This window comes from Streptomyces sp. NPDC014801, assembly GCF_043082085.1.
GTDB lineage: Bacteria > Actinomycetota > Actinomycetes > Streptomycetales > Streptomycetaceae > Streptomyces.
Genome location: NZ_JBIBXG010000024.1, coordinates 1 through 14,500, shown reverse-complemented (window position 1 = coordinate 14,500; position 14,500 = coordinate 1). Strand labels below are relative to the sequence as shown.

Genomic DNA, 14,500 nt, shown 5'->3' with positions numbered 1-14,500 from the left:
TTCACTCCGCGCAGCGCGCGCACAGGCCGTAGACCAACAGCGAGCCGCTCGCCCCGGGCCGCAAGCCGCTCATCTCCATGATGCGTTCCACGGTCTCTCCCAGCCGCTCACCGGTGAGATCCCCCACCTGGCCGCACTCCTCACACACGGTGTGGGGGTGCGGCTCGGAGCCGATCCCGTAGCGCTTGGGTCCCCGACCGTGAACCGCGTGCACCAGTCCGGCCGCCTCCAGCGTCTCCAAGGTCCGGTAGACAGTCGCCCGGTCCACCGGAATGCCCACAGCTCGCAACTGCGCGAACACCTCGGCAGACGACAGATGGGCCCCCGACGAGGACAGCATGGCAAGGGCATGCAACCGGCCCGGAGTGCAGCGCAGGCCGCGACGCCGCAGCTGCACCGAAGCGTCCAGGGGTACCGCAGCACCGGAAGCCGACGACAAGCTCGTGGTCACGCTCTGCCTTTCTCGCCGCGGGTTCTCGCGGAACACGGGTGGTCCTAGGTCCAACGCATGATCGCAAGGTACCGTTCCTGCTGTTATCGTGCAGCTGCATACTGTTCGCAATAACGTCGGAGGACGTAGGACATGGCTCTCTACACGCTCCCGGAGCTCCCGTACGACTACTCGGCGCTCGCTCCGGTGATCAGCCCGGAGATCATCGAGCTGCACCACGACAAGCACCACGCGGCGTACGTGAAGGGCGCGAACGACACCGTGGAGCAGCTCGCCGAGGCCCGCGACAAGGACCAGTGGGGCTCGATCAATGGCCTGGAGAAGAACCTGGCCTTCCACCTGTCGGGCCACATCCTGCACTCCATCTACTGGCAGAACATGACCGGCCCGAAGGACGGCGGCGGCGAGCCGCTGGCGCAGGACGGCGTCGGCGACCTGGCGGACGCGATCACCGAGTCCTTCGGCTCCTTCGCCGGCTTCAAGGCCCAGCTGTCCAAGGCCGCCGCCACGACCCAGGGCTCGGGCTGGGGCGTGCTCGCCTACGAGCCGCTCAGCGGTCGCCTCATCGTCGAGCAGGTCTATGACCACCAGGGCAACGTCGGCCAGGGCTCCACCCCGATCCTGGTCTTCGACGCCTGGGAGCACGCCTTCTACCTCCAGTACAAGAACCAGAAGGTCGACTTCATCGAGGCCATGTGGCAGGTCGTCAACTGGCAGGACGTGGCCAAGCGCTACGCCGCCGCCAAGGAGCGCGGCGACAGCCTGCTGCTCAAGCCGTGACGCCGTAGCCCACCCCTAGCGTCCTGCCTCGTGATCGTCTTCTCACCCTTCACAGGCAGGCGGCACAGCGGAAGGCTCCCGGGAGGACATGCTCCCGGGAGCCTTTCCGTTGTCGGCGCACCAATCCAGTCGCGCCCGAGCAGTTGACGCCGGCCGCGCCCGGGCACCCCTGGGAGGGCGTCCGCTTCACCTCGTCCTGGGGCTCCAGCAGGACCCTGGATGTGACCCTGGTCGAGCCGGGCCGGGTTGCCGAGATCGCGGTCGACACCGCTCAGGAACGCGGCGCCTGGCGCCACCCTGTCCGCTACGCCCGGCTGCGCCTGGACGTGACGGTCGCGGACGTGCCCGCGTTCGGCCAGGGTGCCTTGCCGGCCGCCGGGTGATCAGCCGGACTGCCCGCCGGTGTCCTGCCCGGCCGCGCGGCAGGCGGGGCAGATGACCTGGGCATGGGACCCCTAGCGCACGGTGAGTCCCTGGCAGCGCGCGCAGTAGCCGACCTGGCTCGGGCGGCAGCCGAGGATCAGCGCCGCGGTGGCCCGGTCCGTTGTGGGGTCGATACGTCTGGGCGCATCGTTCATGCGTACGACCGTACGACGCCCGTCGCACGGAGTGCCTTCCGAGAGCCGCTGGCGGGCCGCCGCTGGATCGTTGTCATACGACAAATACCAGAAGAGCAGTTCATGTTTGCAAGTGCTGGTGTTTCCCGGGTACAGGGGGACGCAGCTGCAGTCGACGCTTCGGAAGTGAGGCGGACGGCATGGATCTGCCTGTCCATGAGGGCGGCCGCGAGCCACGCGCGGACCGTCCAATTGTGGTGTCCGCGGCTTTCGAGGGCAGCGAGGATATCGCTGAGGCTCGTCACCAGGCCCGCACCTTCCTGGTGGATGTGGAGGCCGTGCATGGGGTGTCCGTCTCCGACCGCGCCAAAGGCGCGGTGCAGCTGGTGGTGAGCGAGCTGGTGACCAACGCCCACAAATACGCTCCCGGCCCGTACCTGCTGACGCTGGAGCTGTGTGAGGGGGCGGTGGAGGTGACGGTGTGGGACAGCGAACCGTGCCTGCCGGTGGCCCAGGCCGCTGATCCGGGCCGGGTCGGCCAGCATGGTCTGGAGATCGTGATGGCGCTCTGCCGCAGTTTCGAAATGCACCGCGAGCCGGTGGGCAAGCGGATCGTGGCGGCCGTGACCCTGGCCGATCCGGTCGGAGACGAAGCCAGTGACCAGGTCTGCTGAGAAATGAGCGGCCCGCAGACGGGGGGACCACGGGCCGCTCCAGGCGCAATTATGCACTCAGCGGTCAAGTCTCCGAGCGGGTACCCCGCCCCGGGCAATACCCAGGCCAGCTAGGGCTGAAGGCCGCACGCCGGCGGCCGCGCCGAGACTCGGCTGTATGAGCGCTGAGAAGATCCCCGAGCCGGTACCGGCCCGCCCGCGTCGGCCGGAGGACGGCCCCGCCCGAAGGCGACCGCCTGGGCGGCCGGACCCCGCAGGGCGGTCGCGCCGTCTGGTGGGTACGGGGTCGAAGTCCTCGTCTCAGCCCTCGCATGAGCACGTCAAGCAGGGCATGATCGTCTTAGACGACCAGGATCGCCCGGCGCATGGCCCTGCCTCTCTTACCACGTCCGGCTCTTTCAGTGCCGCGTGCCTTGGCCACCTGCTGTGTGCTGCCTGTCGGTGCTGCCTTCCGCGCACCATGTCCGTGTCCATGTCCACCGTGCCGGGGGGCCATCAGTCCGGAAGCCAGCGGGCCACATTGCTCAGGCCGAGCCACCTGAGGGCGAAGAGCCAGCCGCCGACGGCATCGGATAAACACCGCAGGTGGCCACGTAGTACCGCGGTACTACGCGCCCGCCGCGGTACAGCCTCCTGGTACCACGGGATCCGGGTGATTCGGCACCTAGCGTTGCCGGTGAGGCGTTCGAAGTGACGGATGCCGGAGCCCGACAGGGAGAACGCGAATGATCGACGCACGGCGGTTGACCAAGAGGTACGGCGAGAAGACGGCCGTCGATGGGCTGGACTTCGTGGTGAAGCCGGGCACGGTGACCGGCTTCCTGGGGCCCAACGGCGCGGGCAAGTCCACGACCATGCGCATGATCGTCGGCCTCGACGCCCCGACGAGCGGCTCCGTCACCGTGAACGGCCACCACTACGCCCGCCACCAGGCTCCGCTGCAGGAGGTCGGCGCCCTCCTGGAGGCCAAGTCGATCCACCCGGGCCGCTCGGCGTACCACCACCTCAAGGCACTCGCGCTCACCCACGGCATTCCCGGCAGCCGGGTCGAGGAGGTCATCGGCGTTGCCGGGCTCGACAGCGTGGCGAAGAAGCGGGCCGGCGCCTTCTCCCTCGGGATGGGCCAGCGGCTGGGCATCGCGGCGGCGCTGCTGGGCGATCCGCAGACGGTGATGCTCGATGAGCCGGTCAACGGGCTGGACCCGGAAGGAGTGCTCTGGATCCGCAACCTCCTGAAAGGGCTCGCCGACGAGGGCCGGACGGTGTTCGTGTCCTCCCACCTGATGAGCGAGATGGCCCTGGTCGCGGACCACCTGATCATCGTGGGACGCGGGCGGCTGCTGGCCGACACGACCGTGGCAGACCTGATCCGCGAGGCCGGGGGGGACACGGTGAAGGTCGTCACCCAGGATCCGGCACGGCTGCGGGACGTACTCGCCGGGCCGGACGTCGAAGTCACCGGCCGGATCGGTTCCGAGGAGCTGCAGGTGACCGGGCTGACCGCCCGCGAGATCGGGCTGAGGGCTGCCGAACACGGCATCGCGCTGTTCGAGCTGAGCGCGCGAAGCGTGTCGCTGGAGGAGGCGTTCATGGGCCTGACCAGGGATGCCGTGGAGTACCACGGCACCACGACCGGCATCGACACCCTCGGGAGGCCCGCATGAGCACCCTCACCGCAACCGCGGAGGAACCCAGGACCACTCCCGCCCGCCCCGCCTACCGGGTGACAGGACGGCGCGTGCTCGCCTCCGAGTGGGCCAAGCTGTGGTCCCTGCGCTCGACCTGGATCACCCTGGGCCTCGGCCTGCTGTTCCTGGTGGCCTTCGGCCTGATCTCCGCGAGCCGCTACAAGTCGGGGATCGACTCCGGCCACATGGACCGGGACTTCGCCGACTCGACGGCCGTCAGCCTGTCCCTCTTCGGTACGAACTTCGCCCAGCTCGCCCTGGGCGTGCTCGGCGTGCTGGTCACGGCGGGAGAGTACTCGACCGGCATGATCCGCTCCACGCTCGTGGCAGTCCCCCGCCGGCTGCCCGTGCTGTGGTCGAAGGCGGCCGTGTTCGGGCTGGTCGCACTGGTCGTGGGGACGGTGGGTGGGTTCGTGGCCTTCCTGTTCGGCAGTGGAATCGTCTCGGGCACGCCGGCGGCGATGAGCCTCTCGCACGCTGGTGTACTGCGGAGTCTGCTGGGCGCCGGGCTCTACCTCGGCCTGGTCGGGGTGATCGGCGTCGCGCTGGGCGCGCTGCTGCGGTCCGTGGCCGGGGGCATCTCGGTGCTGGTGGCGGCTCTGATGCTGATCCCGGGGCTGGTCTCCCTGCTGCCGAGTTCCTGGCGGGACGACATCAGCCCCTACCTGCCGTCCAACGCGGGTGAGTCGATGTTCGCGCTGACCCACGACTCGACGTCCCTGTCGCCGGGCGCCGGACTGCTGGTCTTCCTGTGCTGGACGGCGCTTGCGCTGGGCGGCGCGGCGTACCGGCTCGCGCGCACCGACGCCTGAAGCCCGCACCATGGACAGGTGACGTCCGTGACCACCGATGACATCAGCGGCATGGGACCGCTGGTCGCCCGGCTGTCCCGGGGCGGCCAGCGGTTGCGGCAGGCCGACCGGACACATCCCTGGGTGCTGGACACCGCGGTCGTGGCTCTGGTCCTCCTGATGTTCTGCCTGCCCGACCTGCTGCGTGACGGAGTGGACGACGGCGACGGCCCGCGCCGCTTCCGGCTCGCCTTCACCGAGTTGCCCCTCGCGGGAATGCTGGCACTGCAGGCAGGACTCGTACTGCCCCTGCTCTTGCGGCGGCGCAAGCCCATGGTGGCTTTCGGAGTCATCGCCGCGGTGTTCGTCCTCCAATGGTCCTTGGGCGCGGCGCTGCGCGCGGACGTCGCGCTCTTCGTCGCCCTGTACAGCCTGGCCCTGCACGGTCGGCTGCGGCAGCTGCCGTGGGCCGGTGCGGTCATGGCGGGAGCCATGCTGCTGGTCGCGGTCCGCGCGTCCTCGGCCGTCTCCGTCTGGGACGCCCTGTTCTTCCTGCTGAGCACGGCGACCGCGGCGCTCGCACTCGGCCTTGTGGTGCGCATCCGCCGGGCCCAGCTGGCCGGTCTGCGGGAACGGGCGGCCCGGCTGGAGATCGAGCGCGACCAGCGCAGCAGACTCGCGGCCGCCACTGAACGCACCCGGGTCGCCCGCGAGATGCACGACATCGTCGGCCACAACCTGTCCGTCATCATCACCCTCGCCGACGCCGGTGCCTACGCCACGGACGCCGCCCCCGAACGGGGCAAGGAAGCCCTTCAGCTCATCGGCGACACCGGTCGGCAGGCCCTCGGCGAGCTGCGGCGCGTACTCGGCGTACTGCGCGAGGCCGGGGACGGCCCGGTCGGCGGGCCCGAGCTCAGCCCGCAGCCCGGCATCGTGGACATCGGCGCGCTGTGCGCCACGGTGCGCGCCGCCGGACTGGAGGTCATCTACCGGACCTCCGGCGACGTCGAGGCCCTGGACGGCGGGGTCCAGCTGACGGTGTACCGCATCGTCCAGGAAGCCCTCACCAACACCATGAAGCACGCCGCCGACGACGCCCGGGTGCACCTGGCGGTCGCCGTGACGGACACCCGGCTGAGCATCCGGGTCCAGGACACCGGCCCGGCCGCACAGCCGGGACCGCCGAACGAGGAAGGGCACGGCCTGGTGGGCATGCGAGAAAGAGCCGCTCTGTACGGAGGCGCCGTCAGCGCGGGGCCGACGGGCGGCGGAGGATGGAGCGTGGAAGCCGTCCTCGACCTCACGCCCCGGGGCGGTGACCGGTGACCACCGTCCTCATCGTGGACGACCAGCCGCTGCAACGCTACGGCTTCCACCTGCTCCTGGACTCCGTGCCCGAGACCGACGTCGTCGGGGAGGCCGCCCACGGCGCGGAGGCCGTCCGCAAGGCCGCCGAACTGCGCCCGGACGTCGTCCTGATGGACGTCCGCATGCCCGGCATGGACGGCATCGAGGCCACCCGCCGCATCGTCGCCGCCGGCGGCCGCTCACGCGTCCTCGTGCTCACGACGTTCGACCTCGACGAGTACGTCCACGCCGCGATCCGGGCAGGGGCCAGCGGTTTCCTCCTCAAGGACGCGCGCCCCGACGAGTTCCTCGCGGGGATCCGCGCCGTCGCCTCTGGCGACGCCGTGATCGCGCCCGCCCTCACTCGCCGCCTCCTGCACGAGTTCACTCAGTACGTCCCCGCCCACCGGGGTGACGCGGCCGAGGACCCGAGGCTCGTCTCCCTCACCGACCGCGAGCGGGAGATCCTCGTCGCCGTCGGCAAGGGCTGGACCAATGGCGAGATCGCCGCCCGGTTCGTGCTCTCCGAGTCGACCGTCAAGACCCACGTCGGCCGCGTCCTGGCCAAGATCGGGGCCCGCGACCGGATCCAGGCCGTGATCTTCGCCTACGACCACGGCCTCGCCCGGCCCCACGCGGACTGAACCTGATGAGCGGCGGCCGGGAAGACCGGCGGCCTGCTCGCTGCTGCCGCGCCGCGGGGCCCGTCAGAGTTCCAGGCGGTAGCCGTGCCCGCGCAGGGTGGTGATGCGGGGCAGGCTGACGGGCGGGACCGAGGCGCCGGCGGCCTGCGCGAGGCGTCGGCGCAGGCCGGCCATGGTGACGTCGAGGGTCTTGGTGGATCCGAACCAGTTCTCGTCCCAGACCTCGGCCATCAGGGTCTCCCGGGAGACGGCCTCCCCGGCGTGCCGGGCCAGGACGGCGAGCAGGTCGAACTCCTTGGGACGCAGGTCGACGTCCGCGTCGCGCAGTGTGCAGCGGCGGGCCACGACGTCGAGGACGAGGTCGGCCAGCCGGACGGGTTCCTGCGGCGGCGTGGCGACGACCCGGCGGCGCAGATGGGCGCGGAGCCGGGCGAGTAGCACGGTCAGGCTGAAGGGCTTGACGAGGTAGTCGTCGGCCCCTGCGTCCAGCCCAGCGATGACGTCGATGTCGTCCGTGCGGGCCGTCAGGATGACGATCAGCAGGTCCGGGTGCCGGGCGCGCACGGCGCGCGCGACGTCCAGACCGTCCATGTCGGGCAGTCCCAGGTCGAGCAGCAGCACGTCGTACGGCGCCCGCGTGGCCTCGGCCAGCGCTGCGGAGCCCGTCCGGCTCCAGGTCGGTGCGTAGCCGTTGCCGCGCAGGCCGGTCTCCAGGTGGCGGCCGATGGTGTCGTCGTCCTCGACGACGAGGACGCGGTGACGGCTCGGGTCGGCGGTCGCGTGCGTACGCATGCTGGACAGCGTAGGAGCGGGCGACACGCGCGGCCCGTTTGCTTCCGTCCGCTCACAGGTCACGCAGCTCCTCCACGGCGGGCCGGCCGGCGCTGCGGATGCCGTTCAGCGCGGCCGCCAGTACGGCGACGACGGCCGCGCCCGCGGTCAGGGCCAGGTAGCCGCCCGGCACCGCCAGGCTCGCGGGCGGCGGATCGAAGACACCCGTCAGGACCTTCACGAGCATCTCGGACAGGGCCCAGCCGATGAGGGCGCCGCCCGCCAGGCCGCCGGCGGCCAGCAGCAGGGCCTCGGTGAGGACCATGCCGCGCAGTTGGCCGCTCTTCGCGCCGAGGACGGTGGCCACGGCGAAGGTACGGCGGCGTTCGGCGAGGCCCAGGGCGAGGACGAGCCCTCCCGCCCCGGCGGCCAGCAGCACCGCGAAGGCAAGCTCGATCCGGGTGAGTCCGGCCAGGTCGACGGAGGTCAGACTGGTGCCGACCGTGCCGCGTGTCTGCGTCAGGTCGGTGACCGTGGCACCGGTGCCCAGTTGCCGACGCAGATGGGCGGCGATCTGCTGCTGGTGGCTTCCGCCCGTGTCGAGCAGGAAGGCGCCGACTGCGTCGCTGCCGGTCGCCCTCGCCACATAGGCGGCATTGGCGACGAAGAAGCTGTCCTTCGGCGCGGTCGGGAACTCCTTGACGATCCCGGCATAGTGGAAGGGCACAGTGCGCAGGGCCTTCGTACGGGCGTCCTGGATCCGGAGGTTGACGTTGTCGCCGGGGGAGAGCTGGAAGTCGTGCACGGTCTCCGCGCTGACCAGCAGGTTGTCGGGGCGCTGGGCGAGCCGGCGCATCAGTTGCGCGGCCGTGCCGCCCGAGAAGTAGGCGTCCTGGAGCGAGGTCGCCCTGGCGACGGTGGCGGGCCGGACACCGTAGAGGTCCTGGAGGTCGGCGCCGACGTAGGCATACCGGTGCTGGAGAGGCTCGACGTGCCGGACACCGGAGACCTTCAGCGTGTCGGCCGCGCTCGCCCGGACCTGGGCGCCGGGCGGTTCGGTGACGGTGACGTCCGCGCCGTTGGTGAGGCGGGCGTCGACCTCGGACTGCTGACGGTAGGTGGAGTTGAAGACGGCCGTGGAGATCGCGAACGACACGGCGAGGGCGAGGAGTACCACGGAGCGGGCCAGCGGCCGCCGGCGGCGGGACAGCACGGCCGCCGTGGTTCCGGACAGGGTCGCGGTCAGCGGTCGGGCAAGGCGGGCCAGAGCCGGTCGGCCGTGGGCGAGGACCAGCAGGGTCAGCCGCCACAGCAGCAGGGCCGCACCCAGCCACAGCAGGGCCGGGCCGAGGAACGCCCAGTAGGAGACGGAGACGCTGGGCACGCCCTCCGGGGCGAGTACGAGGGCGTACTGGTTGTTGGAGGAGGCGCGGAAGACCAGCCAGGAGCCGATCAGCAGCGTGAAGTCCAGGCCGTACCGCAGCCACCAGGGCGAACGCGACCCGCGCGGCTCCCGCCTGGTGTCGGCGACGGTCACCGTGCGCAGATCCCGCAGGGCGGGCACGAGCACGGCAGCGGCGGCCACGGCCACGCCGAGGACGAAGGCGACGGCGTACCAGAGGGCCCAGGTGCCCGCGCCCGCGCCGAAGGATTCGGCACCGAAGGCGAGGCGGCCGGTCAGAGCGGCGAGCCCGAGACCCGCGAGGCCGCCGCCGGCGCCTACCAGTGCGGCCTCCAGGCCCGCGAGCGCGGTGATCTGGCCGGGACGCAGCCCGCGCAGCCGCAGCAGACCCTGCTCCCTGCAGCGCCGTTCGCCGCCGGCCGAGGCGACCGCCACGGTCAGGGCGGCGGCCAGGACGGCGCCGGGGACGCCGAGGAAGAGGAAGAGGATCTGGGCGTAGAGGGCGTCCTGGCGGGCGGAGTCCAGGGCCGCGCCGAGGTTGTTGCCGACGAGCGCGGAACCGGCCGACTTGGCCTCCAGGTTGTGTGCGGCACCCGTCACGGAGGAGAAGGCGGCGGCCGGGTCGGCCGGCAGTCTCGCGTCGCGGGCCACGTGGATCTGGGTGGTGACGCCGGTGGCTCCGTGGGTGAGGGAGGCGAACCGGGCGGCGGGCAGGAGGACGACGTTGTCCGGGGGAGCGGTCGGCTGGGACTGCGGGGGCGCGCCGATCATCTGGAACAGCGAGTCGGCCTGGGGCAGGTCGACCACGCCGTCCACCCGCACCTGCCGCAGTCCGGCGCCGGGCAGCCGCACGCCGATGGTGTCGCCGGGGGCGGCGTGCAGGTTGGATGCGGTCTGCTGGGCGAGCAGGACGCCGGTGCCGGAGCCGGAGAGCATGCGAAGTTCGTCGGGGAAGTGACTGCGGTAGCCGGCCGGCAGCCCGAGCGCGACGCCGGGGCCGGTGGTCTGGGTGCTGCCTCCCACGGTGGCGGTGAAGCCGGTGGTGCGGGCGAAGCCGACGGGCAGCGCGGCCCGGGTGCCGCCGGCGGCCTGCACCAGCGACCGGACGGCGTTCGGGTCGGCACCCGGCTGTACCTCGACCTGCCAGTCCACGGCGACCGAGCGGACCGCCCGCCCGGTCATGGTCGCCTTGGACGCGGTGAGGAAGGAGCCGAGCGCGGCGACCAGGGCGACGGCCAGAGCGATCCCGGCGACGGCGGCCAGTAGCCGTCCGATGCGGTGGCGGGCCAGTCCGCCCGCCCAGGCGGTGATCACGACAGGCTCCCTCGTGGCTCCGGCGCTTGCGTTGCTTCGGGTGCAAGCAGCCGGCCGTCGCGCATGCCCTGCCGAACGGTGAGCCGGGCAGCGACGGCGGCGTCGTGGGTGGTGACGACGAGGGCCGCGCCCGTCCGGTCGGCCGCCGCGAGCAGGGCGTCCAGGACACGGGCGCCGGTGGCGTGGTCGAGGCGGCCGGTGGGCTCGTCCGCGAGGATCAGCCGCGGCGCCTGCGCCAACACGCGGGCAACGGCCACCCGCTGGGCCTGGCCGCCGGAGATCTCGTCGGGCAGCCGGTCGGCCAGCCCGGCCGCGCCGACCACGCCGAGCGCCTCGGCGACCGGACGGCGGGTCTCCTGCTGCGGACGTCCCGCCAGGACGAGCGGCAGCGCGGTGTTCTCCGTGACGTCGAGGGCGGGGATGAGGCTGTCGGCCTGGAAGACCAGGCCGATGTCCCGCGGCCCGCGCACTCCGGGCCGGGTGATCGTGCCGCTGGTGGGCAGCTCGAGCCCCGCCAGCAGATGGAGCAGGGACGACTTCCCCGACCCGGACGGTCCCACGATCGCCAGCCGGTCGCCGGAGCGGACGTCCAGGTCGGCGCCATGCACCGCCACCACGGCGGTGGGGCCCCGGCCGAAGGTGAGCGCGACGCCCCGGCAGGAGACGAGCAGGTCAGCGGAGGACATGGCTGCTCTCCTCGGTCCGAGCGGTTCCCTCGCGACCCTCGTGCGCCCGCCCGTCGTCCAGTGTGATCACTCGGTCGGCGCCCCGCACCGCTTCCGCGCTGTGCGTCACGATCAGCACCGCGCAACCGTCCGCAGCCCGGTCCCGCAGCATCCGCAGCACCAACTCCTCGGTCGCACCGTCGAGTTCGCCGGTCGGCTCGTCGGCCAGCAGCACGGCCGGGGAGTTGGCCAGCGCGACGGCGAGCCCGGCCCGGGCCAGCTCACCGCCGGACAGTTGCCGCGGCAGCGCGCCCGCCCGCCGCCCGAGCCCCACCTGTTCCAGCAGCGCCCCGGCCCGCACCGTGGGACGGCCGCGCACCGCGTGCTGGGCGAGCCGGATGTTGTCGCGCACGGTCAGATGCGGCAGCAGGTTGCGGGACTGCAGAAGCACCCCCACATGACGCGCCCGCAGCCGTGCGCGTTCGGTCTCGGGCCGGTGGCTGATGCGCACGCCCGCCACCCGGACTTCGCCGCCCGACGGCTCGTCGAGCCCGGCCAGGCACGCCAGCAGGGTCGACTTGCCCGCCCCCGACGGGCCGACGACGGCGACCGTCTCCCCGCGCCGCACCCGCAGTGACACTCCGCGCAACGCGAGCGTCTCCTCCTCACCGGCCCGGTAGAAGCGGTAGAGCTCCCGGGCGGCCAGCACCACGTCGTCGGACGGTTCGGCGGGCATCGCACTCACCGCCACGCGAACGAGTCGCTGACGATCCGCCACGGATCGACATTGTCGGCTTTGACCGGGCCGGACAGCGTCAGGTCCACCTCATGGCCCTGCCGGTAGAAGGCGTACCGCTCGAACGCGTCCCGCACCACCTTGCCGGTGACCGGGTCCTTGGCCGAGTCGCCCTGGTAGGTGAGAAGGACGACGGGGCCCGCCTTACGGGTCACCTGCGACACCTTCGGCGATGCGAACTTCGCCACTTGCCGGCGTAGTTCAGGTACCACCGTGTTCTTGACGGAGGTGACGGTCGGGGCGGTGGAGGCGCTGGCCGTAGCGATGGTGACGCTGTTCAGCTTGTCCGTGAAGACGGTCGTACCGCCCTTGTCGGTGCGGGCCCAGCCCTCCGGCACCTTCACCGTGAACCCGGTGAAGCCGCCGGTGGGACGGTAGGCCACGAACACCTGGTTGTCGGGGATGTCCCCGGGCGGGTTCGACTCGGTGGGGGCCGGGTTCGCACGCACTGGGGCCGTTGAACCCGAGCCGGAATGCGCCCCGGACGACGATCCGGAACACCCCGAGATCACCGCCGCGACCACCGTCACCGCGACGAGGCCGGCGGAGGTACGTTTGTACGGCATGCCACTGCCCTCCCGAGAAACTGCCGGGTCCTGCTCTCCTGCCATGTCACCGACGCTAGAGAGCAGTCGGTTAACGCCCCGCACGCCGACGGTTAGACGACGGCAAAAGCGCGTGGCGGACCGCTCACGGACCGGCCGGGGGCCCGCAGGATGGGGGCATGAGACAGCGCGTGGTGCGAGTCGCCCTCACCGCCGCCCTGGTCGCCGTCGTCCTCCTCGCCGTCCCGCTGGGCCTGGCGATCAGGTCGTCCCTGTACGCCGACCAGCGCGACACCCTGGAGCGGGCGGCGCTGTCCGGGGCGGTACACGTCAGCCCGGACTACGCGACCGGCGACCCCGTGGAACTGCCCGCGCCACCACCCGACGGCCGTCTCGGTCTCTACGACCCCTCGCTGCGGCTGCGGGCCGGCACAGGCCCTCACACCGGCGACACGGCCGTGCGACGGGCGCTGGCCGCGGAGGTGGTGCGCGGCCGACCGGGCGGTGACCTGGTCGTCGCGGTGCCCGTGTCGCACGCCGAGCACGTGATCGGCGTCGTACGGGCCTCCTCGCCCGCGGCCGCCGTACGCGACCGTGTCCTGATCGCCTGGGGGGTCCTCGCCGGGGTCTGCGCCCTCGCGCTGACCGTGGCCGTCCTCGTCGCCCGCAGGCAGGCGCGGGTGCTGGCCGCGCCGCTGGAGGACCTCTCCCGGCACTGCCGGGCCGTCACCGCCGGCGACCTGAGCGCCCGGGCCGAACCCAGCAGCGTCGCCGAGATCGACCAGGTCGCGCGCACCCACAACGAGATGCTGCACAGCCTGACCGAACTCCTGCGCCACGAGCGCGACTTCACCGCCAACGCCTCCCACCAGCTACGCACCCCGCTCACCGGGCTGCAGCTCACCCTGGAGGCGGGGCTCGCCCAGGACGACGACGCCCGGCTGCGGCCCGCCCTGGAGGAAGCCCTGGCCACCACGCGCCGCCTGCACCGCACGGTGGAGGAGGTGCTGCGCCTGACCCGCTTCCACGACCTGCCGCGCCAGCCCGCCCCGGACACGCCCGTGTCACAGCTGCTGCGCGAGACCGAGGAGCGCTGGCACGGACCGTTCGCCCGCGACGGCAGACGCGTGGAGGCAGCGGCCCTTGAGACGGGGGACGACGTTCGCGTCCTCGGCGCCCCGGTCACCGAGATCCTCGGCGTCCTGCTGGAGAACGCGCGCGTCCACGGGCGCGGCACCGTGCGCCTCACGGCCCGCGATCTCGGGGAGGCCGTCGCCTTCGATGTGACCGACGAGGGCGCGGTGGACGGCGAGGCGTCCCGGCTGTTCGACCACGGCCGCACCGGCGCGGGGGAGGGCTCCGGCATCGGCCTGTCCCTCGCCCGCGACCTAGCCGTGTCCCTGGGCGGCAGACTCTCCCTGACCGGCCGCCGTCCAGCCGCCTTCACCCTGCTCATCCCCGTACGCCGCGAAGAGCCCGGATCCGAGGGCGACAGCTGAAGAAGGTTCAGGTGGCTGCCGCGGTGGGAGCCGGTCGCAGCCGGGTGACGATCCGGTTCGCGGCGGTCTTCTGCAGCAGCCCGTAGGCGAGGACCGGCAGCAGCTGGCGCGGTTTCTCGGGCAGGGACGCGGTGATCAGCACCGCGCTCGCGCTGCTGTTGTTCATGCCGCAGGCGAGCGTCAGCGACGAGGCGGTAGCCGCCTCCAGCCGCAGGAGGTGGGCGGCGACCCGGCCGAGGACGAAGGAGAGCAGGCAGACCAGGGCGGCCACGGCCAGAACAGCGGCGGCCTGCTCCCCCACCGTCAACGGTTGACCAGCGAAGATGGAGAACTGGGCCGGGAGTATCTAGGGTCGGCCCGTGGCTTTCATCATGGTGTGCGAAGACGACGCGGCGGTCCGCGACGTCCTCAAGCGCGCTCTGGAGCACGACGGGCACACCGTCTCCGTCGCCGCCACGGCCGACAGCCTGCTGCGGCAGCTCGCACCGGCGCCCCATCTGGTCGTCCTGGATCTCGGGCTCCCGGACGCCGACGGCCGCGACGTGTGCCTGGCCCTGCGTGCTCGCGGCGTCG

The 14,500-nt window shown here is 72.2% G+C and carries 16 protein-coding genes and 1 pseudogene; 9 read left to right on the top strand and 8 right to left on the bottom strand.

All coding sequences use genetic code 11. From position 1 onward, the window contains the following. Window position 1 precedes the first annotated feature (1 nt). Entirely contained in the window at window positions 2-451 is a 450-nt protein-coding gene (locus ACF1AL_RS38310) for a Fur family transcriptional regulator (protein WP_391781282.1), read from the bottom strand. 132 nt (window positions 452-583) lie between these two features. On the opposite strand from ACF1AL_RS38310, the gene ACF1AL_RS38305 reads away from it, so the two are divergent. After that, the gene (locus ACF1AL_RS38305; protein WP_391781283.1) at window positions 584-1,231 is read left to right on the top strand and encodes a superoxide dismutase; all 648 of its coding nucleotides are present in this window, start codon (window positions 584-586) and stop codon (window positions 1,229-1,231) included. Between the two features lie 143 nt (window positions 1,232-1,374). Further along, window positions 1,375-1,614 carry a hypothetical protein gene (locus ACF1AL_RS38300; protein ID WP_391781284.1) on the top strand — a complete coding sequence of 80 codons (240 nt, stop codon included), beginning with the start codon at window positions 1,375-1,377 and terminating at the stop codon, window positions 1,612-1,614. A gap of 72 nt (window positions 1,615-1,686) precedes the next feature. Here ACF1AL_RS38300 and ACF1AL_RS38295 read toward each other — a convergent pair whose 3' ends face one another. Continuing rightward, the gene (locus ACF1AL_RS38295; protein WP_391781285.1) at window positions 1,687-1,809 is read right to left on the bottom strand and encodes a hypothetical protein; all 123 of its coding nucleotides are present in this window, start codon (window positions 1,807-1,809) and stop codon (window positions 1,687-1,689) included. 179 nt (window positions 1,810-1,988) lie between these two features. Between ACF1AL_RS38295 and ACF1AL_RS38290 the strand changes: the two genes are divergently transcribed. The 5 genes from ACF1AL_RS38290 to ACF1AL_RS38270 all read left to right on the top strand — a co-directional run bounded on the left by ACF1AL_RS38290 (window position 1,989) and on the right by ACF1AL_RS38270 (window position 6,935). Then, complete coding sequence (locus tag ACF1AL_RS38290) at window positions 1,989-2,462, top strand: ATP-binding protein (protein WP_391781286.1); 474 nt, start codon at window positions 1,989-1,991, stop codon at window positions 2,460-2,462. Window positions 2,463-3,187: 725 nt separating this feature from the next. Next, window positions 3,188-4,126, top strand: coding sequence for an ATP-binding cassette domain-containing protein (locus tag ACF1AL_RS38285; RefSeq protein WP_391781287.1), 939 nt, complete (start codon window positions 3,188-3,190; stop codon window positions 4,124-4,126). Beyond that, entirely contained in the window at window positions 4,123-4,962 is an 840-nt protein-coding gene (locus ACF1AL_RS38280; RefSeq protein WP_391781288.1) for an ABC transporter permease, read from the top strand. The genes ACF1AL_RS38285 and ACF1AL_RS38280 overlap by 4 nt, the downstream gene beginning before the upstream one ends. 27 nt (window positions 4,963-4,989) lie before the next feature. Continuing rightward, window positions 4,990-6,270, top strand: coding sequence for a sensor histidine kinase (locus ACF1AL_RS38275; RefSeq protein WP_391781289.1), 1,281 nt, complete (start codon window positions 4,990-4,992; stop codon window positions 6,268-6,270). After that, the gene (locus ACF1AL_RS38270; RefSeq protein ID WP_391781290.1) at window positions 6,267-6,935 is read left to right on the top strand and encodes a response regulator; all 669 of its coding nucleotides are present in this window, start codon (window positions 6,267-6,269) and stop codon (window positions 6,933-6,935) included. The genes ACF1AL_RS38275 and ACF1AL_RS38270 overlap by 4 nt, the downstream gene beginning before the upstream one ends. A 63-nt stretch (window positions 6,936-6,998) precedes the next feature. Here the strand turns inward: ACF1AL_RS38270 and ACF1AL_RS38265 are convergent, their stop codons facing one another. Genes ACF1AL_RS38265 through ACF1AL_RS38245 form a run of 5 tightly spaced genes read right to left on the bottom strand, consistent with a single transcriptional unit; the run spans window position 6,999 to window position 12,332 of the window. Further along, window positions 6,999-7,727: a response regulator transcription factor gene (locus ACF1AL_RS38265; RefSeq protein ID WP_391781291.1), complete on the bottom strand. Its 729-nt coding sequence runs from the start codon at window positions 7,725-7,727 to the stop codon at window positions 6,999-7,001. Between the two features lie 52 nt (window positions 7,728-7,779). Continuing rightward, the gene (locus ACF1AL_RS38260; protein ID WP_391781292.1) at window positions 7,780-10,422 is read right to left on the bottom strand and encodes an FtsX-like permease family protein; all 2,643 of its coding nucleotides are present in this window, start codon (window positions 10,420-10,422) and stop codon (window positions 7,780-7,782) included. Next, window positions 10,419-11,108: an ABC transporter ATP-binding protein gene (locus ACF1AL_RS38255; protein WP_391781293.1), complete on the bottom strand. Its 690-nt coding sequence runs from the start codon at window positions 11,106-11,108 to the stop codon at window positions 10,419-10,421. The genes ACF1AL_RS38260 and ACF1AL_RS38255 overlap by 4 nt, the downstream gene beginning before the upstream one ends. Beyond that, entirely contained in the window at window positions 11,095-11,823 is a 729-nt protein-coding gene (locus ACF1AL_RS38250; protein WP_391781294.1) for an ABC transporter ATP-binding protein, read from the bottom strand. Before ACF1AL_RS38250 ends, ACF1AL_RS38255 begins: the two co-directional genes overlap by 14 nt. Window positions 11,824-11,828: 5 nt before the next feature. Beyond that, window positions 11,829-12,332: a hypothetical protein gene (locus tag ACF1AL_RS38245; RefSeq protein WP_391781295.1), complete on the bottom strand. Its 504-nt coding sequence runs from the start codon at window positions 12,330-12,332 to the stop codon at window positions 11,829-11,831. 275 nt (window positions 12,333-12,607) lie between these two features. Between ACF1AL_RS38245 and ACF1AL_RS38240 the strand changes: the two genes are divergently transcribed. Beyond that, on the top strand, window positions 12,608-13,927 hold the full coding sequence (locus tag ACF1AL_RS38240) for a histidine kinase dimerization/phospho-acceptor domain-containing protein (RefSeq protein ID WP_391781296.1): 1,320 nt from the start codon (window positions 12,608-12,610) through the stop codon (window positions 13,925-13,927). Between the two features lie 7 nt (window positions 13,928-13,934). On the opposite strand, the pseudogene ACF1AL_RS38235 reads toward ACF1AL_RS38240, so the two are convergent. Then, window positions 13,935-14,213: pseudogene (locus ACF1AL_RS38235) on the bottom strand (sodium-dependent transporter); the annotation flags it as partial. Between the two features lie 73 nt (window positions 14,214-14,286). Between ACF1AL_RS38235 and ACF1AL_RS38230 the strand changes: the two are divergent. Beyond that, on the top strand, window positions 14,287-14,500 hold a 214-nt coding region (locus tag ACF1AL_RS38230), incomplete at its 3' end, for a response regulator transcription factor (RefSeq protein WP_391781297.1).